The organism is Sphingomonas sp. DMC6, assembly GCF_056314225.1.
Genome location: NZ_JBQUYT010000007.1, coordinates 109,798 through 134,190 on the forward strand (window position 1 = coordinate 109,798; position 24,393 = coordinate 134,190).

21 protein-coding genes are annotated in these 24,393 nt (G+C 67.0%); 12 read left to right on the forward strand and 9 right to left on the reverse strand.

Going from position 1 to position 24,393, the window contains the following annotated elements; all coding sequences use genetic code 11:
- Positions 1-12 precede the first annotated feature (12 nt).
- Positions 13-549: a superoxide dismutase family protein gene (locus tag ACT53M_RS16205; protein WP_476234662.1), complete on the reverse strand. Its 537-nt coding sequence runs from the start codon at positions 547-549 to the stop codon at positions 13-15.
- 496 nt (positions 550-1,045) lie between these two features.
- On the opposite strand from ACT53M_RS16205, the gene ACT53M_RS16210 reads away from it, so the two are divergent.
- Positions 1,046-1,669, forward strand: a complete 624-nt coding sequence (locus tag ACT53M_RS16210) for a PEPxxWA-CTERM sorting domain-containing protein (RefSeq protein ID WP_476229603.1) — start codon at positions 1,046-1,048, stop codon at positions 1,667-1,669.
- Between the two features lie 76 nt (positions 1,670-1,745).
- Here the strand turns inward: ACT53M_RS16210 and ACT53M_RS16215 are convergent, their stop codons facing one another.
- Positions 1,746-2,537, reverse strand: coding sequence for a hypothetical protein (locus tag ACT53M_RS16215; protein ID WP_476234664.1), 792 nt, complete (start codon positions 2,535-2,537; stop codon positions 1,746-1,748).
- Between the two features lie 317 nt (positions 2,538-2,854).
- Here ACT53M_RS16215 and acnA point away from each other — a divergent pair, with 317 nt between their 5' ends.
- A complete protein-coding gene (gene acnA / locus ACT53M_RS16220) occupies positions 2,855-5,530 on the forward strand; it encodes an aconitate hydratase AcnA (RefSeq protein ID WP_476234665.1) in 2,676 nt (891 codons plus the stop codon).
- A gap of 266 nt (positions 5,531-5,796) precedes the next feature.
- Here acnA and ACT53M_RS16225 read toward each other — a convergent pair whose 3' ends face one another.
- Genes ACT53M_RS16225 through ACT53M_RS16235 form a run of 3 tightly spaced genes read right to left on the reverse strand, consistent with a single transcriptional unit; the run spans position 5,797 to position 8,584 of the window.
- The gene (locus ACT53M_RS16225) at positions 5,797-6,279 is read right to left on the reverse strand and encodes an FKBP-type peptidyl-prolyl cis-trans isomerase (RefSeq protein WP_476234667.1); all 483 of its coding nucleotides are present in this window, start codon (positions 6,277-6,279) and stop codon (positions 5,797-5,799) included.
- A complete protein-coding gene (locus tag ACT53M_RS16230) occupies positions 6,279-7,145 on the reverse strand; it encodes an S-methyl-5'-thioadenosine phosphorylase (protein WP_476234669.1) in 867 nt (288 codons plus the stop codon). The genes ACT53M_RS16225 and ACT53M_RS16230 overlap by 1 nt, the downstream gene beginning before the upstream one ends.
- The gene (locus tag ACT53M_RS16235) at positions 7,142-8,584 is read right to left on the reverse strand and encodes an amino acid permease (RefSeq protein WP_476234671.1); all 1,443 of its coding nucleotides are present in this window, start codon (positions 8,582-8,584) and stop codon (positions 7,142-7,144) included. The genes ACT53M_RS16230 and ACT53M_RS16235 overlap by 4 nt, the downstream gene beginning before the upstream one ends.
- A gap of 206 nt (positions 8,585-8,790) precedes the next feature.
- On the opposite strand from ACT53M_RS16235, the gene ACT53M_RS16240 reads away from it, so the two are divergent.
- From ACT53M_RS16240 to ACT53M_RS16250, 3 genes are all read left to right on the forward strand, one after another.
- Entirely contained in the window at positions 8,791-9,654 is an 864-nt protein-coding gene (locus tag ACT53M_RS16240) for a hypothetical protein (RefSeq protein WP_476234673.1), read from the forward strand.
- 10 nt (positions 9,655-9,664) lie between these two features.
- Complete coding sequence (locus tag ACT53M_RS16245; protein WP_476234675.1) at positions 9,665-10,612, forward strand: hypothetical protein; 948 nt, start codon at positions 9,665-9,667, stop codon at positions 10,610-10,612.
- A gap of 121 nt (positions 10,613-10,733) precedes the next feature.
- Positions 10,734-11,231, forward strand: a complete 498-nt coding sequence (locus ACT53M_RS16250) for a retropepsin-like aspartic protease family protein (protein ID WP_476234676.1) — start codon at positions 10,734-10,736, stop codon at positions 11,229-11,231.
- Positions 11,232-11,238: 7 nt separating this feature from the next.
- Here ACT53M_RS16250 and ACT53M_RS16255 read toward each other — a convergent pair whose 3' ends face one another.
- Positions 11,239-11,910 (reverse strand): LysR family substrate-binding domain-containing protein, encoded by a 672-nt coding sequence (locus ACT53M_RS16255; protein WP_476234678.1) that lies wholly within the window; start codon positions 11,908-11,910, stop codon positions 11,239-11,241.
- Positions 11,911-12,063: 153 nt separating this feature from the next.
- On the opposite strand from ACT53M_RS16255, the gene ACT53M_RS16260 reads away from it, so the two are divergent.
- Complete coding sequence (locus tag ACT53M_RS16260) at positions 12,064-16,017, forward strand: GAF domain-containing protein (protein ID WP_476234680.1); 3,954 nt, start codon at positions 12,064-12,066, stop codon at positions 16,015-16,017.
- Positions 16,014-16,802, forward strand: coding sequence for a response regulator (locus tag ACT53M_RS16265; RefSeq protein ID WP_476234682.1), 789 nt, complete (start codon positions 16,014-16,016; stop codon positions 16,800-16,802). Before ACT53M_RS16260 ends, ACT53M_RS16265 begins: the two co-directional genes overlap by 4 nt.
- Positions 16,803-16,805: 3 nt before the next feature.
- On the opposite strand, the gene ACT53M_RS16270 is transcribed toward ACT53M_RS16265, so the two are convergent.
- Positions 16,806-17,630: a glutaminyl-peptide cyclotransferase gene (locus ACT53M_RS16270; protein WP_476234684.1), complete on the reverse strand. Its 825-nt coding sequence runs from the start codon at positions 17,628-17,630 to the stop codon at positions 16,806-16,808.
- Positions 17,631-17,737: 107 nt separating this feature from the next.
- Positions 17,738-18,751 carry an MlaA family lipoprotein gene (locus tag ACT53M_RS16275; RefSeq protein WP_476234687.1) on the reverse strand — a complete coding sequence of 338 codons (1,014 nt, stop codon included), beginning with the start codon at positions 18,749-18,751 and terminating at the stop codon, positions 17,738-17,740.
- 296 nt (positions 18,752-19,047) lie between these two features.
- Between ACT53M_RS16275 and hemW the strand changes: the two genes are divergently transcribed.
- Positions 19,048-20,187 carry a radical SAM family heme chaperone HemW gene (gene hemW, locus ACT53M_RS16280; protein WP_476234689.1) on the forward strand — a complete coding sequence of 380 codons (1,140 nt, stop codon included), beginning with the start codon at positions 19,048-19,050 and terminating at the stop codon, positions 20,185-20,187.
- A gap of 6 nt (positions 20,188-20,193) precedes the next feature.
- Here the strand turns inward: hemW and ACT53M_RS16285 are convergent, their stop codons facing one another.
- Positions 20,194-21,396, reverse strand: a complete 1,203-nt coding sequence (locus tag ACT53M_RS16285; RefSeq protein ID WP_476234691.1) for a penicillin-binding protein activator — start codon at positions 21,394-21,396, stop codon at positions 20,194-20,196.
- A gap of 11 nt (positions 21,397-21,407) precedes the next feature.
- Here ACT53M_RS16285 and rsmI point away from each other — a divergent pair, with 11 nt between their 5' ends.
- The 4 genes from rsmI to ACT53M_RS16305 are packed head-to-tail and all read left to right on the forward strand — an operon-like array spanning position 21,408 to position 24,181.
- Positions 21,408-22,241, forward strand: coding sequence for a 16S rRNA (cytidine(1402)-2'-O)-methyltransferase (rsmI, locus tag ACT53M_RS16290; protein ID WP_476234693.1), 834 nt, complete (start codon positions 21,408-21,410; stop codon positions 22,239-22,241).
- Positions 22,238-22,591 (forward strand): YraN family protein, encoded by a 354-nt coding sequence (locus ACT53M_RS16295; protein WP_476234695.1) that lies wholly within the window; start codon positions 22,238-22,240, stop codon positions 22,589-22,591. The genes rsmI and ACT53M_RS16295 overlap by 4 nt, the downstream gene beginning before the upstream one ends.
- Before the next feature lie 30 nt (positions 22,592-22,621).
- Positions 22,622-23,578, forward strand: a complete 957-nt coding sequence (gene gshB / locus ACT53M_RS16300) for a glutathione synthase (protein ID WP_476234697.1) — start codon at positions 22,622-22,624, stop codon at positions 23,576-23,578.
- Between the two features lie 15 nt (positions 23,579-23,593).
- Positions 23,594-24,181, forward strand: coding sequence for a DedA family protein (locus tag ACT53M_RS16305; RefSeq protein WP_476234699.1), 588 nt, complete (start codon positions 23,594-23,596; stop codon positions 24,179-24,181).
- Positions 24,182-24,393 lie beyond the last annotated feature (212 nt).

The following is a 24,393-nucleotide window of genomic DNA, read 5'->3' on the forward strand; positions in this document are numbered from 1 at the left end:
CCCTCAAGTACCTCAGACGCTCTGGAACACCCCACAGGCGATGCGGGTGCCACTGTTGCCCGACGGATCGGTCTTGTAGTCGTCCTCGCCGGCATGGATGACGATCGAGGCGCCATCGGCATCCATCAGCTCGGCGAAGGTGCCGCCGGTCAGCTTGAAGATCGTCCGGTCGCTGCCTTTGGGACCGATCTTCAGATTGGGCATGTCGCCGGCATGGGGGCCCATCGGGTTTTCCTTGCCATGCTTGTGTGCGGTCGGATTCCAGTGGCCGCCTGCGCTGGTGAAGTCGGGCGCATCGCACTTGCCGATGGTATGGATATGTGTGCCGTGCACACCTTCGGGCAGGCCGTGCGCCTCCACGATCACCCGGATCGTGCCGTCGATTTCCTCGGCGATCGCCGTACCCACCTGCTTGCCCGAGGCGTCGTGCAGTTCCGCCTCGGCGCGGTAATGCCCGGCCATGTACCGTGCATTCTTCGCCGGCGAAGCGCAGCCCCCGAGTACCAGTGCAGTGCCGGCAATTGCCGCACCCCACGCCCATGTCTTCATCGCCTCGACTCCCTCGATGTCTTTCGACGTCCTTATGCACACGTAATGGTCGTTCCTGCCGCCAGTTCCAAGAGCTTGGCCGCGCCGGCCGGCCTGCAGCTTCGTCAACCGGCCGCAATTGCGCGCGGCACCAAGCGGCAGAAAGCGCGGCTCTTCGGAACCAAAAGCATGGATAGGCAGACGCTGTAGCGCTTTCGGCGACCAGCGCGCCACCTGTAGACGAGCCACTTCCAAGGGACGATTAGGGCTGTCGTTTCAGATATTTAATGAGAGCAGCACATCCCGCCCGAGCAACGCCCAATCGCGAATCCTGATTTTGTTCCCAATAAAAACAAGAAATTGCGACCGTCCCAAGCTGGTACGGACCCCTAAAATCCTTCCATCAATCGTTTAGAATCATTGACTCCATTAACGTTCTGTTTACTTTCGCGGTCGCTGCGGAGAATATGCGAGGTCCGCCCTGCGGCATTGTTCAGGCGCATGGGGAGATTTGATTATGAAGAAGACGCTTTGCGCGGTGTTGCTCGCCAGTTCGGCAGTAGCGTCGCCCGCTTTCGCCCAGACCCTCACCACCGATCTTGCCACCTGGCAGGCGGTTGCGGGCAGCTATTTCAACGACACGAGCTATGGGGCAGACGGCAGCGCCGTTTCCTCGGTCGCGCTGCAGGGCGGGCCGACCATCAGCTTCAACGCGCCGACGACCGTCGCGACGGTCGGCTCCAGCTGGGGCACCTGGTCGGGCGGCTATACCGGCCAGGTTCTGATCGCCGGCGGTAACAACATCTCGGTCAACATTGCGCCGACCACCACCGATTTCGGTTTCTTTGCCGAACCGGACAGCTTCAGTTCGTTCCTGATCAAGCTCACCCTCACCGGCGGCGGCAGCGTGCAGCAGCTCGTGACCGGCAATGCGGGCGCGAAATTCTTCGGCTGGAACGGCGGCGGCGTCTCGAGCTTCACCATTTCGACCACGGACCAGAACTTCGCGTTCGGCAACTTCTATTACGCCGGCACCTCGGGCGTGCCCGAACCGGCGGCCTGGGGCATGCTGATCGGTGGCTTCGCGCTCGCCGGTGCGGCGCTGCGCCGTCGCTCGCTGAAGGTCGCCTACGCGGCCTGATCGCGCGGCATCCTTCGATGCACGCAAGGGGCGTCGCCTGTTTTGCAGGCGGCGCCCTTTTCGGTTGGTCCATGGCTCATTCGCCGCGACCGCCTCGCCGCGTATAGGTGATGCGGATGCGCACCCAGGTGCCGACCATCACCTTGCCATTCACTTGCGGCGGCTTGACGAGGAACTGGAAAGCGGCCTGGCGCACCGCCCCGGCATAGCCCGAGCCGACCGGATATTCGCCCAGTTCCTGGCAATCGGTGACCTGATAGCGCGAAATGGTGCGACAGGCGATTTCACCCCAACCCTCGCGGCCGAGAGCGCGTTCGGAGACGTAAGGGGAAAGCTGTGCGTCGGTGGGGTGGCGATACCAGTCGGCGGCATACAGGACTTGTCCATGCGGGCCGGTGCCGGCGCGCTCGCTATCCGCGCTGCCACCGCCTTCGGTCTCTGCCGTGTCGCCCGAATCGCCCTGCTTGGCGGGTGCGAGGGTGGAAATGTCCGCGGCGGCATAGTCGCGCCGGCTCATCAGGATGAAGCTGCGCGGCCCGTTGGTCTGCGGCGTGGTGACGGGCGGCGGCGGCGTTTCGGCCGCCTGCTGCTGTGGCTGGGGCTGCTGCTCCGCCTTTTGCCCGGCGCGCTTGTGCGCCTTCTCCGCCTTGGGCTCGGCCTTGGCGGCAGGCTCGTCCTCGCCCTTGTTCGACTCGAGACCGAATACGACCGGACGCGGCTTCTCCTTGGGCGTGACGTGCGGCGCCATCCAAAGCAACAACAGCGCGATGAGAATTTCGATCGCCAGCGCCAGCAGGAACGAAATGCTGCGGCCGCGCAACGAAACGCGCAGCCTGGCCTTCGGCGAAGCGGATGTTGTCGACAGCATCGAAAGGAGAAACCCGGACACCCCAGAACGGGCCGGGAAACCCCCGACCTGTCAGCCACTCCCCCGCACCGATTGTGCGCTAGGGGAAGAGTACGGCAAAACCATGTCAGCCCGCCTCGCCGCGCGGGAAATGGGCGTTAGCGCTATCATGGCTCCATCCCCTACGAAGGTCCCCTTTCCCTCCCCCGGAACTGGCGCTAAGGCGACCGCGAATCTTCGCATTCGCAGCACCCCGACGGTGCGCCCGCGCAGCCCTCTATGATGGCTGCGTCCCCCGAGCGCCCGGCGGACCAGACAGGGAAAGGACCCCGCGCCTCATGACCGCCATCGGTAACGATACGCTCGGCACGCGTGACACGCTCACCGTCTCCGGCAAGACCTACAGCTTCTACTCGCTCCCCAAGGCAGCGGCGAAGCTCGGCGACGTCAGCCGCCTGCCCTTCTCGATGAAGGTGCTGCTGGAGAACATGCTCCGCTTCGACGACGGCGTGACCGTCACGCCGGAGGATGCCCAGGCGATCGTCGACTGGCAGAAGAACCCCAAGGCCCCCAGCCGCGAGATCCAGTATCGCCCCGCGCGCGTGCTGATGCAGGACTTCACCGGCGTGCCCTGCGTGGTCGACCTGGCCGCCATGCGCGACGCGATCACCAAGCTCGGCGGCGATGCGGCCAAGATCAACCCGCTGGTGCCGGTGCACCTCGTGATCGACCACTCGGTGATGGTCGACGAGTTCGGCACGCCGCAGGCCTTCGAAGACAATGTGAAGCTCGAATATGAGCGCAATGCCGAACGCTACGAGTTCCTCAAGTGGGGCTCCAAGGCGCTCAACAACTTCTCGGTGGTGCCGCCGGGCACCGGCATCTGCCATCAGGTGAACCTGGAATATATCGCCCAGTCGATCTGGTCGTCGCAGGCTCCCGATGGCGCGACGATCGCCTATCCGGACACGCTGGTCGGCACCGACAGCCACACCACCATGGTCAACGGCCTGGGCGTGCTCGGCTGGGGCGTGGGCGGCATCGAGGCGGAAGCCGCGATGCTCGGCCAGCCGGTATCGATGCTGATCCCCGAAGTCGTCGGCTTCAAGCTGACCGGCAAGCTGCCGGAAGGCATCACCGCGACCGATCTGGTGCTGACCGTCACCCAGATGCTGCGCGCGAAGGGCGTCGTCGGCCGCTTCGTCGAATTCTATGGCCCTGGCCTGCACTCGATGACGCTGGCGGACCGCGCGACCATCGCCAATATGGCGCCGGAATATGGCGCGACCTGCGGCTTCTTCCCGATCGACGACAAGACGCTCGATTACATGCGCCTCACCGGCCGCAGCGAAGAGAATGTCGCGCTGGTGGAGGCCTATGCCAAGGCACAGGGCATGTGGCACGGCGAGGATGCGGTGGAGCCGATCTTCACCGACACGCTCGAACTCGACATGTCGACCGTCCGCCCGTCGCTCGCCGGCCCGAAGCGTCCGCAGGACCGCGTCAGCCTCGACAGCGTCGACGAAGTGTTCAACGGCGACCTGACCAAGGTATACAAGAAGGAGCAGCCGGCGCGCGTGAGCGTCGAAGGCCGCGACCATGACATCGGCGACGGCGACGTCGTGATCGCCGCGATCACCAGCTGCACCAACACCTCCAACCCGTCGGTGCTGATCGCCGCCGGCCTGGTCGCCCGCAAGGCGCGCGAAAAGGGCCTGACCCGCAAGCCGTGGGTGAAGACCTCGCTCGCCCCGGGCTCGCAGGTCGTGACCGACTATCTGAACAAGGCCGGCCTCACCGAGGATCTCGACGCGATCGGCTTCAACCTGGTCGGCTATGGCTGCACCACCTGCATCGGCAACTCGGGTCCGCTCGCCGAGCCGATCTCGGCCGCGATCAACGGCAACGACATCGTCGCCGCCTCGGTCCTGTCCGGCAACCGCAACTTCGAGGGCCGCGTCTCGCCGGACGTGCGCGCCAACTTCCTCGCTTCGCCGCCGCTGGTCGTCGCCTATGCGCTGAAGGGCACGGTGACCGAGGACATGTACGAGACGCCGATCGGCACCGGTTCGGACGGCAACCCGGTGTTCCTGAAGGACATCTGGCCCTCGAACGAGGAAATCCAGGGCCTGATCAACGCGAACATCGACGACGAGATGTTCCGCTCGCGCTATGGCAATGTCTATCTGGGCGACAGCCACTGGCAGGCGATCACCGTCACCGGTTCGGACACCTATAGCTGGCCGACCGCCTCGACCTACATCCACAACCCGCCCTATTTCGAGGGCATGACGATGACCCCGGCCCCGGTGCAGGACATTGTCGATGCCAAGCCGCTGGCGATCCTGGGCGACTCGATCACCACCGACCACATCTCGCCCGCGGGCAGCATCAAGGCGGATTCGCCCGCCGGCGTGTTCCTGCAGGAACGCCAGGTCGCAAAGAAGGACTTCAACAGCTACGGCGCGCGCCGCGGCAACGACGAAGTCATGGTGCGCGGCACCTTCGCCAACATCCGCATCAAGAACGAGATGGTGCCGGGCGTCGAAGGCGGCATGACCAAGTATAATGGCGAGGTCATGCCGATCTATGACGCGGCGATGCGCCACAAGGCAGACGGCACCGCGCTCGTCATCGTCGCGGGCAAGGAATATGGCACCGGCTCGTCGCGCGACTGGGCGGCGAAGGGCACCAACCTGCTCGGCGTCCGCGCCGTCATCACCGAAAGCTTCGAGCGTATCCACCGCTCGAACCTGGTCGGCATGGGCGTGCTGCCGCTGCAGTTCGCCGAGGGCGTGACGCGCGAGACGCTGAAGCTGGACGGCACCGAGACCTTCACCATCACCGGCGTCGCGGACCTGCGCCCGCGCCAGGATGTCGAAGTGAAGCTGACCCGCGCCGATGGCTCGTCGGAAACCTTCCTCACCCGTTGCCGGATCGATACCGTCAACGAGCTGGAATATTTCCTGAACGGTGGCATTCTCCACTACGTGCTGCGCAAGCTCGCCGCCTGAGGCGAGGCGATACCCCTCCCGGTGACGGGGGGGGGGGGTGGATATGGAAGCGGCCGGGGCACAGGGTGCTCCGGCCGTTTTTTGTCCCGATATTCTCCCCTCCCTGCAAGGGAGGGGATCAAGGGGTGGGTGCGCGCGTCTGCGCGCTCCGAAGACTATACTACCTGGTCGGCCGCGAGCCCGCCGCCTGACGGCGGCGGACCCACCCCCGGCCCCTCCCTGCAAGCAGGGAGGGGAGATCAGGTTGCTACCGCGAAGCCCCGGCTTCAGTTCCCGCCGATACCCAGCAGCTCGATCTTGAACAGCAGCGTCGCGCCGCCGGGGATCGGCCCCTTGCCGCGCAGGCCATAGCCCAGCTCGGCCGGCACCGCGATTTCGATCGTGTCGCCCACGCCCATCAGCGGCACGGCGATCTGCCAGGCGCGGATCAGCCGGTCGAGCGGGAAGCTGGCGGGCGGACCGCCATAGGAGCTGTCGAACTCGGTACCGTCGACGAAGCTGCCGGCATAATGCAGCGTCACCATGTCAGTGACCTTGGGATGCTGCCCGCTACCGTCGCCTTTCACCCGGCGCCAGCGCAGACCGCCTTCCAGCACGCGCCAGCCCTGCGCGCCGCTGCGGCTGGCGAGCGCCAGCGACTGGGCGTTGAGCCAGGCGGGGCTCTGCGCCGGATCGGACGCGGCCGCGTCCTGCGCGAAAGCAGGCGTGGCGAGCGCGAGCAGGCCCGCCGCCATCCACCGCGCCCGCATCAGCCGAGCACCCGGCCCGCGACAGCGTCGAGCTTCGCCAGCAGCTCGGGATCGCGCACCTGCGGCGCGGTGATCAGCGCATAATCGAGGCAGGTGTCGATCGGCGTCGATTCGCGCACTTCGGGCAGGTTACGCAGCAGGTGCATCACCATCTTGCGTGCCTTGTCGGCATTGTTCGAAAGCTGGGCAATGACCTGCGCGACATCGACTGCCTCCTCGCCTTCGCGCCAGCAGTCATAATCGGTGACCATGCCGACCAGCGCATAGGGCAGCTCCGCTTCGCGGGCGAGCTTCGCCTCGGGCATCGCGGTCATGCCGATGATGTCGCAGCCCCAGCTGCGATAGAGGTTGCTCTCGGCGCGGGTCGAGAATTGCGGGCCTTCCATCGCGAGATAGGTGCCGCCGACATGCGTCGTGGCGCCTGCTGCCTGCGCCGCCTCGGCTGCCAGCTCGGAGAGGCGCGGGCAGACCGGATCGGCCATCGAGACATGCGCGACCATGCCGGCACCGAAGAAGGACGACGGCCGGCCCTTGGTCCGGTCGATAAACTGGTCGGCAATGGTGAAGGTGCCCGGCGCGCGTTCCTCGGCAAGCGAGCCGACCGACGACACGGCCAGCACGTCGGTGACGCCCAGCCGCTTGAGCACATCGATATTGGCGCGGACATTCAGGTCCGACGGGCTGATGCGGTGCCCCCGGCCGTGGCGCGGCAGGAACACCACTTTCACATGGCCGACATGGCCGACGAAACATTCGTCCGAAGGCCGGCCCCAGGGGCTCGCCACTTCCACCCATTTGCCGCCCTCGATGCCCTCGACATCGTACAGGCCCGAACCGCCGATGATCCCGATCGTCCAACCGCTCATGCGTCACCCTTTACTGCGTTGCGGCGGGCATAGGCGAAATAGACGACCAGACCCAAGAGGTTCCAGATGCCGAACGCAATCTGCGTCTGGTGCGGCAGGCTGAGGAACAGATAGAAACAGCCGAAGATCGCGCCCAGCCCGACCACCCAGGCGGCCGGTGCGCGGAACGGCCGGGCCATGTTGGGCGCGCGGCGGCGCATCACCAGCAGGCACAGGCCTACTGCGGCAAAGGCCGTGAGCGTGCCGGCATTGGCCAGCGCGGCGATCTGGTCGATCGGGAAAAAGGCGGCGAAGAAGGTGACCACCACCGCCGTGAAGATGGTGATCCGCACCGGCGTTCCGCGCTTCGACACCCGCGCCAGGCTGGGCGGCAGCATCCGGTCGCGCGCCATCACGAAGAAGATGCGGCTCTGGCCGAACAGGAAGGCGAGGATCACCGTCGGCAGCGCGATCACGGCCGAGGCGGCAAGAAAGGTGGCGATCGCCGGCTGGTCGATCTGGCGCAGGATCAGCGCCAGCGGCTCGGGGCTGTCGGCAAAACGGGTGAAGGGCAGCGCGCCCACCGCCGCCACCGCCACGACCATGTAGATCAGCACGCAGACCAGCATCGACCCGACGATGCCGATCGCCAGATCGCGGCCGGGATTTTTCGCCTCTTCCGCTGCCGTTGAAATCGCATCGAAGCCGTAAAAAGCGAAGAACATGATCGCGGCAGCCGCCATCACGCCGCGTTCGACGCCATCCGGGCCGATCGTCTTGGCAAAGCCGAACGGCATGAAGGGATAGAGATTGGCCGATTTGAAATAGGGCAGCGCGATCAGCACGAAGATGGTCAGCGCCAGCATCTTGATCACCACCAGCATGGCGTTGATCGTGGCGCTCTCGCGCGTGCCGAACACCAGCATGCCCGCAACCACCGCGACGATGAACATCGCCGGCAGGTTGATGCCCCAGCTGACCACGTGCCAGCCATGGAACAGCGCGCCGCCGACCTTGGGGCCGTGGCTCAGCCAGTCGGGCAATGCCAGCCCCAGATCGTGCAGGAAGCCGACGGTATAGCCCGACCAGCCGACCGCCACCGTGGCCACCACCAGCGTATATTCCGCGAGCAGGCTCCACCCGACCACCCAGGCGACAATCTCGCCCAAGGTCGCATAGCTATAGGTGTAGGCGCTGCCCGAGGCGGGAATCATCGTCGCCAGTTCGGCATAGGCAAGTGCCGCACAGGCACAGATCGCCCCGGCAATCGCAAAGGACAGGATCACCGCCGGCCCCGCCCGATCGGCACCCACGCCGATCAGCGTCAGAATGCCGGTGCCGACGATCGCACCGACCCCCAGCGCCACCAGATGATGCCAGCCCAGCGTCCGTGCGAGCCGGTGCTCGTGCGGGCGGTCCTCGGCGGCGATGATCGATTTCAGACGGAACAGACTGGCCATACACTCTCCCTGCGCGCCATGGTGTAGCGCCGCGGAGCGGCGGGGCAAGCCGGCGCCCACTCTGTCCCGGGCGTCCCGAATCCGGGCAGAACGAGTGGAGACGCGACAAGTCGCCACGCCGGTTCGCATTGTAAGTTAAGAGATCGCTTGCTAAGCTTTGTAAGACGGTAGTGACTATCGCGCTGCTGCTCGGGGGTGGGCTTATCATGCGTATTGCGTCGCAGGAGGCGTTGCGAAATCGCCTCACCATATCCGGCCTGGCCGTTTGCATGGTGCTGGCCGCCACGTTGCAACTCAACGGCCGGTCGCTGTTTGCAGTCGACGAGGCCAAGGCGAACAACGCTTTTGCCACGCTCGACCAGCGGGCGCGCGCTGCTGCCGGCAAAGTGGCTGGCACCGGAGGCGTCGCAAGTCCGCGCGGCCCCGTCGCCCGCCTGCTGGAAAGGGCGCATAACGACTATGCCTCGCGTCCTGAAAGCGATGCGGTTGCACAAACCGCCGCGCCGGTGCGGCCCGCCGCCGATCTGTTCACGCCGGTTACGCCTGCAACGGTGGAGACTGCCGACGCCGCGCTGCCAGAGGTGCGCACCGGCATGGGCGGTTCGGGCACCCCGCCCTCGCCCGGCGACCTGTTGCTGCAAAGCCCGCCCGTCTCCGGCCCGGGCGGCATTGCGCCCGCGTCGAACGGCGGCGGAGCCCCCACGGGGGGCCCGACGCCCGCACCGACTCCCACCGCAGCGCCCACGCCGAGTGCGACGCCGACCAGCCCCGTCGTAACGCCGACGGCGCCCGCCACGCCGCCGGTGGTGATTCCTACAGCCACTCCGACTGCCGTCCCGACGCCCACGCCCACCGCCACGGTGCCCACAACGCAGCCGACCGGTCCCACCGTGCCGGTCTCCATACCGACACCGCAGGCGAGCCCCACGACGCCGGCCGTCCCGACAACACCTGTCTCGCCGGTACCGGAGCCGGAGGGCTGGGCATTGCTGATCGCCGGACTGGGTCTGGGCGGCGCGCTGCTGCGCTGGCGCCGCGACACGCTGCTGGCGGCACGCCGGCAAGCATGAAGGGCCAGGCATGAACGACGCCCCCGCGCCGGACGCGGCGGGGCAGAATGCTGCAACCCGCCGACGCTGGCTCGCCCGCGCAAAGGCAGCCGCCTGGCTGTGGCTGGCACTCGCCTTCGGCTATTTCTGCTGGGAAGGCTTCTGGTATCGCGGGCTCTACGCAATTCTCGCCGAGTGGGAGCAGTCGCAGTTCGACTGGTATGTGCCAGTCACAAACACGGTCCTGCTGAGCCTGGTGTTCGGCGGGCCGCACTTGCTGATCGTCAAGCTGGTGGAATGGCGGCAGCGGCGCCGCGCGACCGCAACCGAGCCCGTGGTCATCGACGAACGCGCCGCTGCGCTGGCAATGGCGGAGCAGCTCTCGCGGCGGCTGTTGCTGTTCGTGCTGGTGCTGGCAACGGCGACGCTGATCGCCTTTGGCGTCGCGGTCGTCCGCGTGCCCGGCGACGGCGGCAAGATCCAGTTGCTCGCCGCCGCAGCCAATGGCGCCGACGTGCACGAAGGCCCGACCCGGCTGGACCTGCACGATGCGCCCCGGCGCGGCATCCTCTTTCGCATGCGATGGCCGGGCGAACTCGTCCATTCGAGCTTCGCGCAGACCGAAGCGCGGCTGGCCAACGGGCAGAGGCTGACGGTCTTTGCGGAAATCGACGATGCCGATCTCGCCGATCTGTCCGGTTTCGACCTGACGCGCCCCCGGCTGGGCGTTCTGGTGCGCAACGGCCTGCCGGGCACGACCATCGCCTTCATGAACCGCAACGGCGCCGGCGTTATCGATCCCTATTATTGTTTGTACCGCAGCGCGCTGTCCGCGCGCCTCCGGTATCTGGCCGTGAGCATGCAGTTGCTTGCCTGCACGGTCATCGCGCTGCTGTTCTGGATCGCCCAGCGGCTGCGCGTGCGCAGGATGCGCCGTCGTTCGGGCACCGCTGCCCCTAGACTGGCAAGCTCGGCATAAAGCTTAAATTTACTTTGAATTCCGCTTGTATTGTCGTTTCGCAACGGGATTTTAACGCCGCGATAAGCCTCTCGGGGCTATTCTCGCCGCCGTGTTCACCAGTGCGCCCGTACTGTCTTCGATGAACCTGATGCTTTCGGGACTTGTGGCGTTGCAGGCATTCACGCTGGTGTGCGGGCAGGTCGACCATTGGCTGCACAATGCCGCCGACCGCCTGGAAACGCGGCTCGAGTCCGAGCAGCCGGCACCCGCAATCGCCAGCCAGAGCATCGGCCGTGCTGCCGACGGCATGTTCTATATGGTGGCACATGCGGATGCCGCGCCGGTCCGGCTGCTGGTCGATACGGGCGCGTCGGGCACCATCCTCACCCGCAGCGATGCCGCGCGGCTGGGCGCCGAACCGCTGAGCGACGCGACGCGCCGACATGTCCGCACGCTCGCCGGCTCTATGTCCATCGGTCAGGGCCTGGTTTCGCGGCTGGAGATTGGCGGCCATGTCTTCCACGACGTCCGCGTCGGCATTGCCGACGACCGGCTGGGGACGTCACTGGTCGGACAGGACCTGCTGCGCCGGTTCGACGGCGTCGCAATTGCAAAGGACCGGCTGATCCTCCGCTAGGCAGCGGTCAGGCGCTCTGCCCGGTTTCGCGCAACAGGCCGATCAGGGTGGCGAGCGGCCAGTCGGGCTTGCTGCGCTTCCAGTAGCCATGCACGAAAAAGCTGGCGCCCGGCGCGTCGATCGGCCGCAGCGCCACTTCGCTCCCGATCATATCGCTCTGGCTCGCGCAAACCAGCGCCACGCCCTGCCCGCGAGCGACGCCTTCCATCAGCACGGCCGGTGCAACATCGAGCAGCAGCCCGCCCAGCGCAGGGCCTTCCGGTACAACGCAGCGCGACAGGAAGCGGTGCACTTCGCCGCCATGTTCCTGGCGTGAGATATGAAGCAGTTCGCCGCGCAGTTCCTCCGGCGTAATACTGTCGCGACCAGCCAGCGGGTGGTCGACCGACATCGCCACCATCACCCGGTCGCGCCACAACCGCAGCGACGGGAAATCGGCGCGTACGTCGCCCGGGACCAGCGCCAGCGCCAGCTCGTCCTTCGCCATCGCCGGCAACAGCTGCGTGCGCGTCATCTCATGCACGCCCAGCCCGATCTCCGGAAAGCGCGTGGCGAATTCCAGCATCGCCTCGCCCAGGCGCCGCCGCCCGATCGACGCGAAGCAGCCGACAGCAAGGTCTCGCCCGACCGAATGGCCCGCGGCCGTTGCGTCCATCAAGACCTCAGTATGGATCGTCATCGCCACAATGTGGCTGAACCTATGGCGCGGGGCGACACTAGCCGCGACCAATGCGACGAAGGTGCGACGAACGCGACCGTCGGCGAGACGACGATGCGGCCCACCCCATGCAAACCCCTGCGCAACGGCCGCAAAAATTGCTACCCTGCCGAAATGAACGGGGAAACGGCGGATGCGCTGGCAAATTCCGGGGGCATCATCGTCCCCGATTTCGACTCGATCGAATCGATTCGGCTGTGGCTGTCGGAGCAGTTTCTGGGCGAAACCGATCCTGCGCGAATCGTGCGGGTGGCAACCGCCGCCGTCGGCCGGTTCCTCGACGCGCGGGCAGCCGCCTATGGCGAAATCGATGCGACGGTCGAATCGGTTCAGTTCGCCAGCGCGTGGAGCCCCAGCGGGCGCAGCGTGCCGCTGCCGCGCATTCCCCTGTCCCCCGAATCCCCGCTGACCGCCGCCTATCGCGCCGGGCGCACCGCGGTGATCGACGATATCGGGGCAGCCGGGCTGCTGCCCGCCGAAATCGAAGTGCTGCGCGGCGCGCGAGTCGCCGCCATTGTTGCCGCGCCGGTGCTGCACGAGGGGCGCCCGGTAGCGCTGTTCGCGGCGGTGAATGCGCAGCCGCGGCGTTGGTCGCGCGACGAGGTGCTGCTGGTGGAAGACACCGCGGTGCGAATCTGGGGGGCGATTGAGCATCTGCGCCTAACCGAGCAGCTGCGCGAGAGCGAGGAGCAGTTCCGCCTGCTCGCCGAGCATTTGCCCGGCCTGTGCTGGGTATGGGACGGCGAAGCGGTGCGCTGGGCCAACAGCCGCTGGCACGCCCTGTTCGACGGCACCGCAGGCGAACGCGGCGACCCCTCGGAAATCGTCCATCCCGATGACATGCCCCTCGCCGCAGCGGCCTGGAAGGCAATGCGCGCGGGCCAGGAATATGCCGAAATCCACCTGCGCATGCGCGACAAGGATGGCATCTATCGCCCCTATCTTAGCAAGGCGGTGGCTATCCGCGATGCGACTGGCAGCGTGGTGCGCTGGTGCGGCGTGCAGATCGACCTGACTGAGCGGCATCTGCAGGACCAGCGCCAGGCACTGCTGCGCGCCTTTCACGACCGCACGCGCGGCCTGCCCGATCCCGAAGCGGTGCTCACCGAAGTCGCCGACATGCTGACTGCGCATTTCGGCGCTAGCCAGATCCTTTGGTGCGAAGCCCGTGAAGGACGTGCCGATACGCTGGAGATCTTCCATGTGGCAGGCGGTGTATCGACCGACCCCGAAGCGGTGGCCGATGTGCTGGTGCCCGCATTCCTCCACTTGTCCGAGCCCGACGATTGCACCGGCCACCGCGCGACCGACGGGATTCATGCCGCCGATCTGCTGCCGGACCATCCGCTGGCGGCAGCCGCACACCGGCTGGGCGTCGCCTCGAGCATCGCCGCGCCGATCACCAAGGAAGGGCGGCTGGTCGCCGCACTCGCCATCCTGCAGGATACGCCGCGACAATGGACCCCGGATCAGGTCGCGCTCTGCGAGGAACTGGCGGAACGGCTCTGGGCCACCGTATCGCGCACCCGCGCCGAGGCGGAGCTGCGCGAGCGTGAACGCAACCAGGCGCTGCTGATTGCGTGGAGCGACCGGACCCGCAGCGAGACCGATCCCGAAGCGATCATCGAAGACACGCTGCGCTGCCTTGGCCAGGAAATGGGCGTCAGCCGCGTCACCTATTCCGAAAGCGATGCGGAAGGGCGGATCTTCACCGTCCGCGCCGAATGGCGCATCGATAGCGTCGTCAGCAATCTCGGCAATGTCGTGACGCTGGGCACCTATGGCGAGTCGGTCGACCGCGAATGGATCAGCGGGGCACTCGTCGTCTATGACGATGTCCGCCGCGACCCGCAGGTTACGCCCGCAGCGCTGGAACGCTATCGCACGACCCAGATCGCCGCGTTCATGAGCGTGCCGCTGCTGCGCGAAGGCGTCGCCCGGTCGATCATTTCGGTACAGAATTGCAACACCCGCCGGTGGCGCGACGGCGAGAAGCAGCTGATGCGCGACATTGCCGAGCGTGCCTGGGTAACCATCGAGCGTGCCCGCGCGCAGGCCGCGTTGCAGGAACGCGAACGCAACCAGCAATTCCTGATCGCGTGGAGCGACCGGCTGCGCGTCGAATCCTCGCCGGACCGCATCATCGCGCTGACGCTCGATTCACTCGCGGCGCAACTGGGCGTCACCCGCGTCACCTTTGCGGAAGCGGACGGTAGCCGTTTCCGCATCGAAGGCGAGTCGCGCGCCGATCGCGTCGCTTCGCTGCTGGGCCGCGACTTCGCGGTCGAGGCGATCGGCCGCGAAGTGACGCAGGAATGGATGCACGGCGCGCTGGTCCGCTACGATGATGTGGCGTCCGACGCGCGGCTGCGGCCTGCGACGCGCGAACGCTACCGCGAATCGGACATTGCGGCCTTCGTTACCATTCCGCTGGTGCGTGATGGTCGGACCAGGTCTGCGCTTTCGATCCAGCATGATCAGCCACGCCGCTGGCGGGACAGCGAAATCCAGCTGCTGCGCGACGTGGCGGAACGGACCTGGGCGACGCTGGAACGGGCGCGCTCCGAGGAACGGCTGGCGGAAAGCGAAGCACAGCTGGCCGCCTTCCTGGAAAATGCGCCGCTGGTGATGCACATCCAGGATGCGCAGGGCCGCTATGTCCGGGTGAACCCCGAATTCGCGCGCGCCATCGGCCGGCCGATGAGCGAAATCACCGGCGCCCATCCGCGCGACCTGTTCCCGGCCCCGATTGCCGAGGCGCTGATGGCGATCGAGGCGCAGGCACGCACCGGTGCGGTGGCCAGCACCGAACTCGACCTCGACCTGGGTGAGCAATATGCCTCTGCGCTCGCGATCCTGTTCCCGATCCAGGGCGCATCGAGCAGCAGCCGCACTGCCGGCTTCACCATCGACCTGACCGAGCGCAAGCGCGCCGAGGCCGCGCTCGCTCGCTCGCGCGAGGCGCTGTACCAGTCGGAAAAGCTGAGCGCGCTCGGCTCGCTGCTTGCCGGGGTCAGCCATGAACTGAACAACCCGCTGTCGATCGTCGTCGCCCAGGCGGTGATGATGGAGCGTCAGGCGCGCGGCACCGAACTGGCCGAACGCGCGCAGAAAATCTGCAAGGCGGCCGATCGCTGCGCGCGCATCGTCCAGACCTTCCTGGCGATGGCGCGGCAGAAACGCCCCGAGCGTGCGGCCGTCGATCTGAACGAAGTCGCCAGGGCCGCGCACGAGCTGACCGATTACAGCCTGCGCACCGACAATATCGCCACCCGCTGGGAGCTCACCGAGGCGCTGCCGCCGATCGCGGCGGATTCCGATCAGCTGCATCAGGTGCTCGTCAACCTGATCGTCAACGCCCAGCACGCCATGGCCGAAGTGCCGCCGGGCGACCGCACGCTGACGATCCGCACGGCGCGCGGCCCCAGCCGCGACACGGTGATCCTCGAAGTCGCCGATTCCGGCCCGGGCATTCCCGAAGAGGCGCGGCGCCGCATCTTCGAGCCCTTCTTCACCACCAAGCCGCAGGGCCATGGCACCGGCATGGGCCTGTCCTTCTCGCAAGGGCTGGTCGAGGCGCATGGCGGCCGTCTGGAACTGGCCCCCAGCGAACGGGGCGCCTGTTTCCGCCTGACTCTGCCGATCGACGAACATGTCGTTGTGCCCGCGAGTGCGCCCGAACCGATCGCCGCCGAGCCGCGCCAGCGCCGGGCGCTGGTGGTCGACGACGAACAGGAAATCGCCGAATCGCTTGCCGACTTCCTCTCACTCGAAGGGTTTGGCTGCGACATTGCGGTAGGCGGTGCGGCCGCCAAGCAGCGGCTGGTCGATGGCAGCTATGACCTCGTCATCAGCGACCTGCGCATGCCTGAAATCGACGGGCCGCAGCTCCACGCCTGGATCGCCGCCGAGCGGCCCGAACTGCTCGATCGTGTCGGCTTCTCGACCGGCGATACGCTGGGCGCCTCAGCGGCGCGGTTCCTGAGCGAGGTGCGCCGCCCCGTGCTCGAAAAGCCGTTTGTTCCCGATGCCGTGCATCGCTTCCTGCAGGAAATGGATCTCGCATGACGACACCCGCTGCGCATATCGTGGTGGTCGACGACGAAGAGGATCTGCGCGAGCCCGTCGCCGCCTATCTGCGCGATCAAGGCCTGGACGTCGAAGAGGCGAATGGCGGGGCCGCGCTGGATGCGCTTCTCGCCAGGCGCGTGCCGGCGCTGGTGGTGCTCGACGTGACGATGCCGGTGGAAGACGGCTTCTCCATCGCCCGCCGCCTGCGCGCTGCCTATGGCGCGATCGGCATCGTCATGCTGACGGCGCGGCGCGACGTGATCGACCGCGTCGTCGGGCTCGAACTCGGCGCCGACGATTACATCATGAAGCCGTTCGAGCCGCGCGAACTGCTGGCCCGGATCCGCTCGGTGCTCCGCCGGATCGGCGCCGATGCCGCCCGGGCGCCCGCCGTCGAAGCACCGCCCGTCCAGCCTTCGCCGGCAGCCCCCGCCCCCGTATCTGCCAGCAGCGCCTATCAGCGCGAATTCTGGATTCCCACGTCGCGCGGGCAGATTCGCGTGCCGGTCGAGACGATCGAATGGATCGAGGCGGCCAAGGACTATGCCCTGCTCCACACGCCGGAGCGCAGCCACATGATCCGCATCACCATGGCCGCGCTGGAAGAGGGGCTGGACCCGGCGCAGATGATACGCGTCCACCGCTCGGCGTTCGTCCGGCCGGAAGCCGTCCACCAGATCAATGCGATCGGGCGCCACATGGCGCTGGTGCTGAAGTCGGGTGCCGTGGTCCGCGTCGGCCCGCGCCACTGGAGCAGCGTGCGCGAGCGGCTGCAGCGATAGCGTTTACTGCTTGTTGCAGCTCGTCAGCCGGTCGGCCTCAGCCGACTGGGCAACCCGGTCGCCCTGACGCACCTGATAGAGCTGCGGCCAGCGCTTGCCGGTCAGGAACAGCCTTTTGCCCTTGGCGTCATAGGCGATGCCGTTGGCGACATCGTCCTGGTTGCGGCCCTGCGGCCCCAGCGCGCTGACATCGAGGAAGCTGCGGACGGCGCCTGTCTTCGGATCGATCCGGGCGATCAGGTTGGTCTGCCAGATATTGGCATAAATCTCGCCATCGACCCATTCGAGCTCGTTGAGATTGGCGACCGGGCAGCCATTGGCGGTGACGCGGAGCGTCGAGCGGGTCTGCATCGTTTCGGGATCGAGGAAGCGCAGCACCGGCGTGCCGTCGCTCATGATGAGCGACTTGTCGTCATGGGTAAGGCCCCATCCCTCACCGGTATAGGCAAAGCTGCCCTGCGGCGCAAAATCGGGCAAGTTGTACACAAAGCCCGTCTGGTTCTGCCAGGTGAGCTGGAACAGCTTGTCGTGCCAGGCGACGATGCCCTCGCCGAAATAGGGCGCGGGAAGATCCTGTTGCTGCAGCACCTGGCCGGTTTCGGGCTTCACCTTGCGGATGGTCGATTCGCCGACTTCGCCGGTGCTCTCGTACAGCGCGCCGTTCTGGAAGAAGAGCCCTTCGGTAAAGGCGCTGCTATCGTGCGGCAGCGTCGCCACCGGCGCAGCGCGATAGACCGGAATGCCGCCCGGCTGGAGCCGCGAATAAACGAGATAGCCCCCGCCGATCAGGACGATTGCCGCGAGAACTGCCAACAGAATGCGCTTCATCTCATGCCCTTGGAACCGGGGGTTCAGGCCCGCCACCAAGCCCAGCCGGCAGCGCATGTAAACCCCCAAAGCGCGGGCGACGGGCAACGGTGCCTCGCCGAACCGGCTTATCCGTGTGCCGGCTGTGCTGCCGGTTCGGATGCGGTCGGCGGCGGTGGCGCGGCCGGTTCCGGCGCAGTCAGCGGCGGCGGCGCTGCCGGTACCGGCGCGGTTGGAGGCGAGGCAGGTGCGGGTTCGGGCGCCGGCGTGCGACGGCAGCGTTGCGGCTGTGCCTGTTCCGGTTCCAGGCCGTGCAGCGCGTCGATCCGCTCCTGCTGGCGATGGAGATAGATGTTGCGGCGCGTCGCATAGGGGTCTTCGCTGTCGCGCACGCTGCGCAGCATGTCTTCCTTCTGGTCGCGCCGGTCGACCACCCGGATCGCCGCCGAGCTGATGACATAGGGCTTGGAGCGGAACACCCCGCCCAGCATGAAGGGCGAGGCGATGAAGTCGACCAGCCCGCCGGCCACATCACGCACCGTGGTGGGCCCGGCCAGCGGGACATAGAGGAACGGCCCCGGCTTCACCCCGTAAAAGCCCAGCGTGTCGGAAAAGCGGTTCTGACGGAGCGGCAGGTTGAACGGGCAGCGCTTCGCCACATCGATCACGCCGCCCAGCCCCAGCGTGGTATTGATGGCAAAGCGGCCGACCGTTTCGATCGCCTTGCCGGGCTTGAGCTGGAGCATGAAGTTCAGGAACACCACCGGCTCGCGCAGATTGCGGAAGAAGTTGCGCAGCCCCGAACGCACCGGTTTCGGCACGACATGGGTATAGGCGCTGGTGGCAGGCGCAGTGATGGCGTCATCGAAATGCTGGGTGAGCGAGAAGGAGAGCTTGTTCACGCCCTCCAGCGGATCCTCGTGCGGATGGTGCCGCCGGGCCGTGACTTCGACCGTCTGTACCTCTTCGCCCTCGGCCGGGAGCGCGGCATTAGCAGCGGGAACGGCGGCAGCGGTGGCAAGCGGGATCGCCTCTGCAAGCGGCGCCGGCGCCTGCTGCGACTGCGCCGCAAGCGAAACGGCCGCCTGCGCGGGACCGGCCGGCGAAACGAACAGCAATGCCCCGACTGCAGACCCGATCACTGCGATTCCCCGCAACGCAGGCCATAGGCGAGAGTATCGCTCGCGTGGCGAAACGGGAAATCAAACGGAAACAATACGGGCCCCATGCATTAACGCTTCAGCAATAAAGACGGTGCCAGCGCGGCTGATCCTCACAGGTCAGGCGCAGGAAATTTGCTGCTGTGCGAAAGGGCCGCGAAAATGAGGCGTGCGCAGCGCTCCCGGGCGCAGAAAGTCGCAACCAGCCATTGCCGCCTCTTCGCCCGCATGGCATCGGCAGGAGACAGAAAGGCGCCCCTTTGTCTCCCCCCGCTCCCATGACCGCAGCCGCGCCCCTGGCGCTCTATGTGCATTGGCCGTTCTGCGTGTCGAAATGCCCCTATTGCGACTTCAACAGCCATGTCCGCGAAAGCGTGGATCAGGCGCAGTGGCGCGCGGCGCTGCTTGCGGATCTTGCCCATGAAGCGGCCTTGCTGCCCGGCCGCACGCTCGGCTCCATCTTCTTCGGCGGGGGCACGCCGTCGCTGATGCCACCCGAAACCGTCGCGGCGATCATCGCGGCGGCGGAAAGCGCCTGGCCGTTCGCACCAAACATCGAAATAACGCTGGAGGCCAATCCCTCGTCGGTCGAGGCGGCGCGCTTCGCCGATATTGCGGCAGCGGGCGTCAACCGCGTGTCGCTGGGGCTGCAGGCACTCGACGATGCCGCGCTGCGATTTCTGGGCCGTGCGCACGACGTGACCGAAGGGCTGGCGGCGCTGGAAACGGCGCAGCGCAGCTTCGCCCGTGTCAGTTTCGACCTGATCTATGCCCGGCCCGGCCAATCGCTCGCCGATTGGGAAACCGAACTCGACCGCGCGATCGGCTTCGGCACTGAGCATCTCTCGCTCTACCAGCTCACCATCGAGCCCGGCACGCGGTTCGCGACGCTGGCCGCGAAGGGCGAGCTGACCATCCCCGATGGCGACACCGGCGCCGATCTGTTCGAGGCGACCCGCGCCCGTACGGCTGCGGCAGGGCTGCCGGCCTATGAAATCTCCAACCATGCCCGGCCCGGCGCCGAAAGCCGGCATAACCTGACCTATTGGCGTTACGGCGATTATGCCGGGGTCGGCCCGGGCGCCCATGGCCGACGCGGCGGCCTCGCCACGCTTCGCCACAAAAAGCCGGAAAACTGGCTGGCAGCCATCGCACGCAACGGCCATGGACTGGCCAGCGAAGACCCGCTCACACCCGTCGACCGCGGCACCGAGGCGCTGCTGATGGGGTTGCGGCTGAACGAGGGCGTGGATCTGGCGCGTGTCGCCAGCCTGTCGGGCGGCACGGCCCCCATTTCATTTCCGGCCCTCACCCGGTTGCAGGCGCAGGGACTGGCCGAACAGACCGGCGACCGGCTCCGCGTTACCGAAGCCGGGATGCCGGTGCTGGAGGCGATCCTGCGCGAGCTGGTGGCGTAAGCCCCCTTACTCCGCCTTGTTCGGCGCCGGCGATACCGTGACGATCGCACCGCCGCGCACCTCCTGCACCTCCAGCGCGCGCCGGGCGATGCCGTCGCGACTGAAGCGGAATGCGCCGTCGACGCCGCCAAAGTCATGGTCGACCAGTTCGGCGGCCGGGAAGTCGGTGCCCGGGCGCCAGTCGCGGGCAATCCGCACCGTCAGCAGCACCGAATCATATCCCAGCGCCGACAGCCGATAGGGCGCCGCGCCAAAGCGCGCCCGATATTTCACGGCATATTGGCGATAGACGCCGTTGGGCACGCTGGCGAACCAGGCGCCGTTCAGCACGGGGCGGCTGGCCGCGGCCGAATCGGTGTTCCACAGCTCGGTACCCAGCACCCGGGCCGCCTTGCCGCTGGCCGACCGGCGAATCACCGGCACCGCCACCGTCGCACCGCCGGCGCTGCCCGCGATCAGCACCGCCTGATAGGGCGCCGCGCCCAGCTTGCCGATCGCCGCAGCCATCGAGCCCGGGCGACCGTCATAGGTTTCCATCGCCAGCACCTTGCCGCCGGCATCTTCCACTGCGCGTAGAAACGCAGTCGAGGCGCGCTGGCCATAGACGCCGGCCGGGATCAGCCCGGCAAAACTGGTGATGCCGTTCGCCTTGGCATAATCGACCACCCGCTCGATCGACTGCGACGGGGAATAGCCCAGCAGATAGACACCGCCGCCGGCCGCGCTGGCATCATTGGAGAAGCTGAGCACCGGCACATGCGCGCGGCGCGCGACCGGCGCCACGGCGCGGGCATCCTCCGCCAGCAGCGGGCCCAGGATCAGCTTGGCGCCATCGGCAATCGCACGCTCCGCCGCCCCGACCGCACCGCCGGCGCCGGTGGTGTCATAGCTGGTGATGCGAATCGCATCGGTGCCGGTGTCGAGAATCGCGAGCTGGGTCGCATTTTGCAGCGACTTGCCGACGCCGGCATTGGGCCCGGTCAGCGGCACGAGCAGCGCGATACGGTGCCGCTCGACATCCTGCGGCAGGCCCGGCTGGATCACCGGTCGCGGCCGTTCGACCGGTTTTTCCACCGGTGCGGGCTTTTCCGCCTCGGGAATGATTCGCGGGCCGCCCGAACAGGCCGCCGCAAATAAGGTGGCGCCGAGCACTGCCCAGCGAAGCCGGGCGAACAGCCCCGGTTGCGATTTCCCTTTGGCCTCTGCCATGACTCTCCCCGATGGAACCTGTTCTCGCGCCTGGCCTCTATATCGTGGCCACTCCGATCGGCAATCTCGGTGACCTGTCGCCGCGCGCCAGCATGATACTCTCACGCGCCGATGTGGTTGCAGTCGAAGACAGCCGTGTGACGGCGGGGCTGCTCCGCCATATCGGCGTGAAGCGGCCGATGCTGCCCTATCACGACCATAATGCCGACGCCGTTCGGCCGGCGCTGATCGCGCGGATGGCCAGTGAGGCAGTGGCGCTGGTCTCTGACGCGGGCACGCCGCTGATCTCCGATCCCGGTTACAAGCTGGTGCGCGACGCGCGCGCCGCCGGCCATGCAGTGGTGACGATTCCCGGCCCCTGCGCCGCCATCGCCGCGTTGACGCTGGCGGGATTGCCCACGGACCGGTTCTTTTTCCTGGGCTTCCTGCCGAGCAAGGCGCACGCCCGGGCCGAGGCGATCGCCGAAGTGGCGGGGATCAAGGCGACGCTGGTGCTGTACGAATCGGGGCCTCGCCTTGCCGCCTGCCTGTCGGCACTTGCCGAAGGGCTTGGCGATCGCGAGGCGGGCGTCGCCCGCGAAATCACCAAGAAGTTCGAGGAATGCGTGACCGGCACGCTCTCCACTCTCACCGCACGCTATGCCGAGGCGCCGCCCAAGGGCGAGATCGTGATCATCGTCGGCCCGCCCGGCGAGGCCGCAACCGCCACGGCCGAGGACGCCGACGCCGCACTGGCCGAAGCGCTGACTCGCCTGCCCGCCTCCAAGGCAGCCGGCGAAGTGGCGAAGCGGCTGGGGCTGGACCGCAAGGCGCTCTACGCCCGGGCGATGGAGATGAAGGGGTGAGGGACCGCCGCGCCGCCGAAGCACGCGGCCGCGACGGCGAGCGGCGCGCCGCCTGGTGGCTGTGGCTGCGCGGCTGGCGCATTCTCGATACGCGCGTGCGCACGCCCGCCGGCGAAGTCGATATCGTGGCAAAGCGCGGCGCGCTCGTCGCCTTTGTCGAAGTGAAGACGCGGAAGTCCGCCGCCGAACTCGACTTCGCCATCGACGAGCGCCGCCTCGCCCGCGTCGCCGCCGCGGCCGAACTGCTGATGCCGCGCTATGCCGCGCCGGGCGACGATATCCGCGTCGACGTGATCCTCATTGCCCCGCGCACCTTGCCTCGCCATATCGAGAATGCCTGGATCGGGTGAGTTGGCCCGACAAGACACCTGGGAGGCAGAATGTCGCTTACCGTCGCCGTGCAGATGGACCCGCTCGATTCGATCAACATCGCAGGCGATTCGAGCTTCGCGCTGATGCTGTCGGCGCAGGCGCGCGGGCACCGGCTGTTCCATTATGCCCCCGAAGACCTGAACTACAGCGCCGGCCGCGTCTGGACCCGAGCGCATCCGGTGACGGTGCAGCGCGTAGCCGGCGACCATTTCCGCTTCGGCGATCCGGTGAAGCTGGATCTGGGCGAAGAGGCCGATGTCGTGCTGATGCGCCAGGATCCGCCCTTCGACCTCGGCTATATCACCGCCACCCATCTGCTCGAGCGGATCGCCGATCGCACGCTGGTGGTGAACGACCCGGCCAGCGTCCGCAACGCGCCCGAAAAGGTGTGGGTGCTCGATTTCCCGCAATTCATGCCGCCGACGCTCGTCACCCGCTCGGTCGACGAGGCGAAGGCGTTCCTGGCCGAACATGGCGAGATCGTCGTCAAGCCGCTGCACGGCAATGGCGGCAAGGCGATCTTCAAGATCGGCCGCGACGGCGCCAACCTCTCTTCGCTGATCGAGGTTTTCAACACCGCCTATCGCGAGCCGCACATGGTGCAGGCCTTCCTTCCCGACATCGTCAAGGGCGACAAGCGCATCGTGCTGGTCGATGGCGAAGTGGCAGGCGCGATCAACCGGTTGCCGGGCGAAGGCGAAATCCGCTCGAACCTGGCGGTCGGCGGGTCGGCGGCCAAGACCGAGCTGACGGCGCGCGAGCAGGAAATCTGCGCGGTGCTCGGGCCGGAACTGAAGAAGCGCGGGCTCCTTTTCGTCGGTATCGACGTTATCGGCGGGCAATGGCTCACCGAAATCAACGTCACCTCGCCGACGGGCATCGTCGCGATCGACCGGTTCAACGGCACCGATACGGCGGGCATGATCTGGGATGCGATCGAGGCCCGTGTCGCCGCGCGCGGATGACGGGGCGCTGAGGCGATGGCGATCCTGATTTCCTGGGGTTATTGGGGCATCTTCCTGCTGATGGTGCTCGAAAATGTCGTGCCGCCCATCCCGTCCGAGGCGATCATGGGCGTGGCGGGCATCGGCGCGGCCAGGGGGCATTTCGATCCGACCCTGCTGGTGGTTATCGGCACGCTCGGTACCGTGGTCGGCAACCTCTTCTGGTGGGAAATCGGCCGACGGCTGGGGTATGAGCGGCTGAAGCCGTTCGTTGCGCGCTGGGGTCGGTGGCTGACGGTGGAATGGTACGATGTCGAGCGGTTCAAGCACGCCTTCGACCGCTGGGGCGGCCCAACGATCTTTGTGTTCCGCTTCATGCCGTTCGGCCGCACGATCATCTCGCTGCCGGCCGGGCTGATGCACATGCGCTTCTGGCGCTTCTGTCTCTACACCGCAGCCGGCAGCGCGATCTGGAACGCAGCCCTGGTCGGCGCCGGCTATGGCCTGGGCGCGATGGTCGCCGAGATCGACCGCTGGGTGACGCCCGCGATCCTGATCGGCGCGGCGGCAATGGCGGTCTTTTATGTCTGGCGCGTGCTGACATGGAAGCCGCGCGAGGCGTAAGGACAACGCCGTGCATTGCGCTCCCACGCATGGCGCCGGCCCTCCCCCATTGGGACAGGCAGGGAGAGCTATCGCATCTGGCAAAATCCCATTGTCATCCCCGCGGAGGCGGGGATCCATTGGCGCTGATATTGCAGTTCTTTCGTGCAGCGTTGAGGACAATGGATTACCGCCTGCGCGGGAATGACGGCGGTTGTTGAGGCGCCGTTTGC

Bases quoted from the DNA above. Each gene is read 5' to 3' on its own strand.
- ACT53M_RS16205 (WP_476234662.1), bottom strand. From the start codon at position 549: ATGAAGACATGGGCGTGGGGTGCGGCAATTGCCGGCACTGCACTGGTA.
- ACT53M_RS16210 (WP_476229603.1), top strand. From the start codon at position 1,046: ATGAAGAAGACGCTTTGCGCGGTGTTGCTCGCCAGTTCGGCAGTAGCG.
- ACT53M_RS16215 (WP_476234664.1), bottom strand. From the start codon at position 2,537: ATGCTGTCGACAACATCCGCTTCGCCGAAGGCCAGGCTGCGCGTTTCG.
- acnA (WP_476234665.1), top strand. From the start codon at position 2,855: ATGACCGCCATCGGTAACGATACGCTCGGCACGCGTGACACGCTCACC.
- ACT53M_RS16225 (WP_476234667.1), bottom strand. From the start codon at position 6,279: ATGCGGGCGCGGTGGATGGCGGCGGGCCTGCTCGCGCTCGCCACGCCT.
- ACT53M_RS16230 (WP_476234669.1), bottom strand. From the start codon at position 7,145: ATGAGCGGTTGGACGATCGGGATCATCGGCGGTTCGGGCCTGTACGAT.
- ACT53M_RS16235 (WP_476234671.1), bottom strand. From the start codon at position 8,584: ATGGCCAGTCTGTTCCGTCTGAAATCGATCATCGCCGCCGAGGACCGC.
- ACT53M_RS16240 (WP_476234673.1), top strand. From the start codon at position 8,791: ATGCGTATTGCGTCGCAGGAGGCGTTGCGAAATCGCCTCACCATATCC.
- ACT53M_RS16245 (WP_476234675.1), top strand. From the start codon at position 9,665: ATGAACGACGCCCCCGCGCCGGACGCGGCGGGGCAGAATGCTGCAACC.
- ACT53M_RS16250 (WP_476234676.1), top strand. From the start codon at position 10,734: ATGAACCTGATGCTTTCGGGACTTGTGGCGTTGCAGGCATTCACGCTG.
- ACT53M_RS16255 (WP_476234678.1), bottom strand. From the start codon at position 11,910: ATGACGATCCATACTGAGGTCTTGATGGACGCAACGGCCGCGGGCCAT.
- ACT53M_RS16260 (WP_476234680.1), top strand. From the start codon at position 12,064: ATGAACGGGGAAACGGCGGATGCGCTGGCAAATTCCGGGGGCATCATC.
- ACT53M_RS16265 (WP_476234682.1), top strand. From the start codon at position 16,014: ATGACGACACCCGCTGCGCATATCGTGGTGGTCGACGACGAAGAGGAT.
- ACT53M_RS16270 (WP_476234684.1), bottom strand. From the start codon at position 17,630: ATGAAGCGCATTCTGTTGGCAGTTCTCGCGGCAATCGTCCTGATCGGC.
- hemW (WP_476234689.1), top strand. From the start codon at position 19,048: ATGACCGCAGCCGCGCCCCTGGCGCTCTATGTGCATTGGCCGTTCTGC.
- ACT53M_RS16285 (WP_476234691.1), bottom strand. From the start codon at position 21,396: ATGGCAGAGGCCAAAGGGAAATCGCAACCGGGGCTGTTCGCCCGGCTT.
- rsmI (WP_476234693.1), top strand. From the start codon at position 21,408: ATGGAACCTGTTCTCGCGCCTGGCCTCTATATCGTGGCCACTCCGATC.
- gshB (WP_476234697.1), top strand. From the start codon at position 22,622: ATGTCGCTTACCGTCGCCGTGCAGATGGACCCGCTCGATTCGATCAAC.
- ACT53M_RS16305 (WP_476234699.1), top strand. From the start codon at position 23,594: ATGGCGATCCTGATTTCCTGGGGTTATTGGGGCATCTTCCTGCTGATG.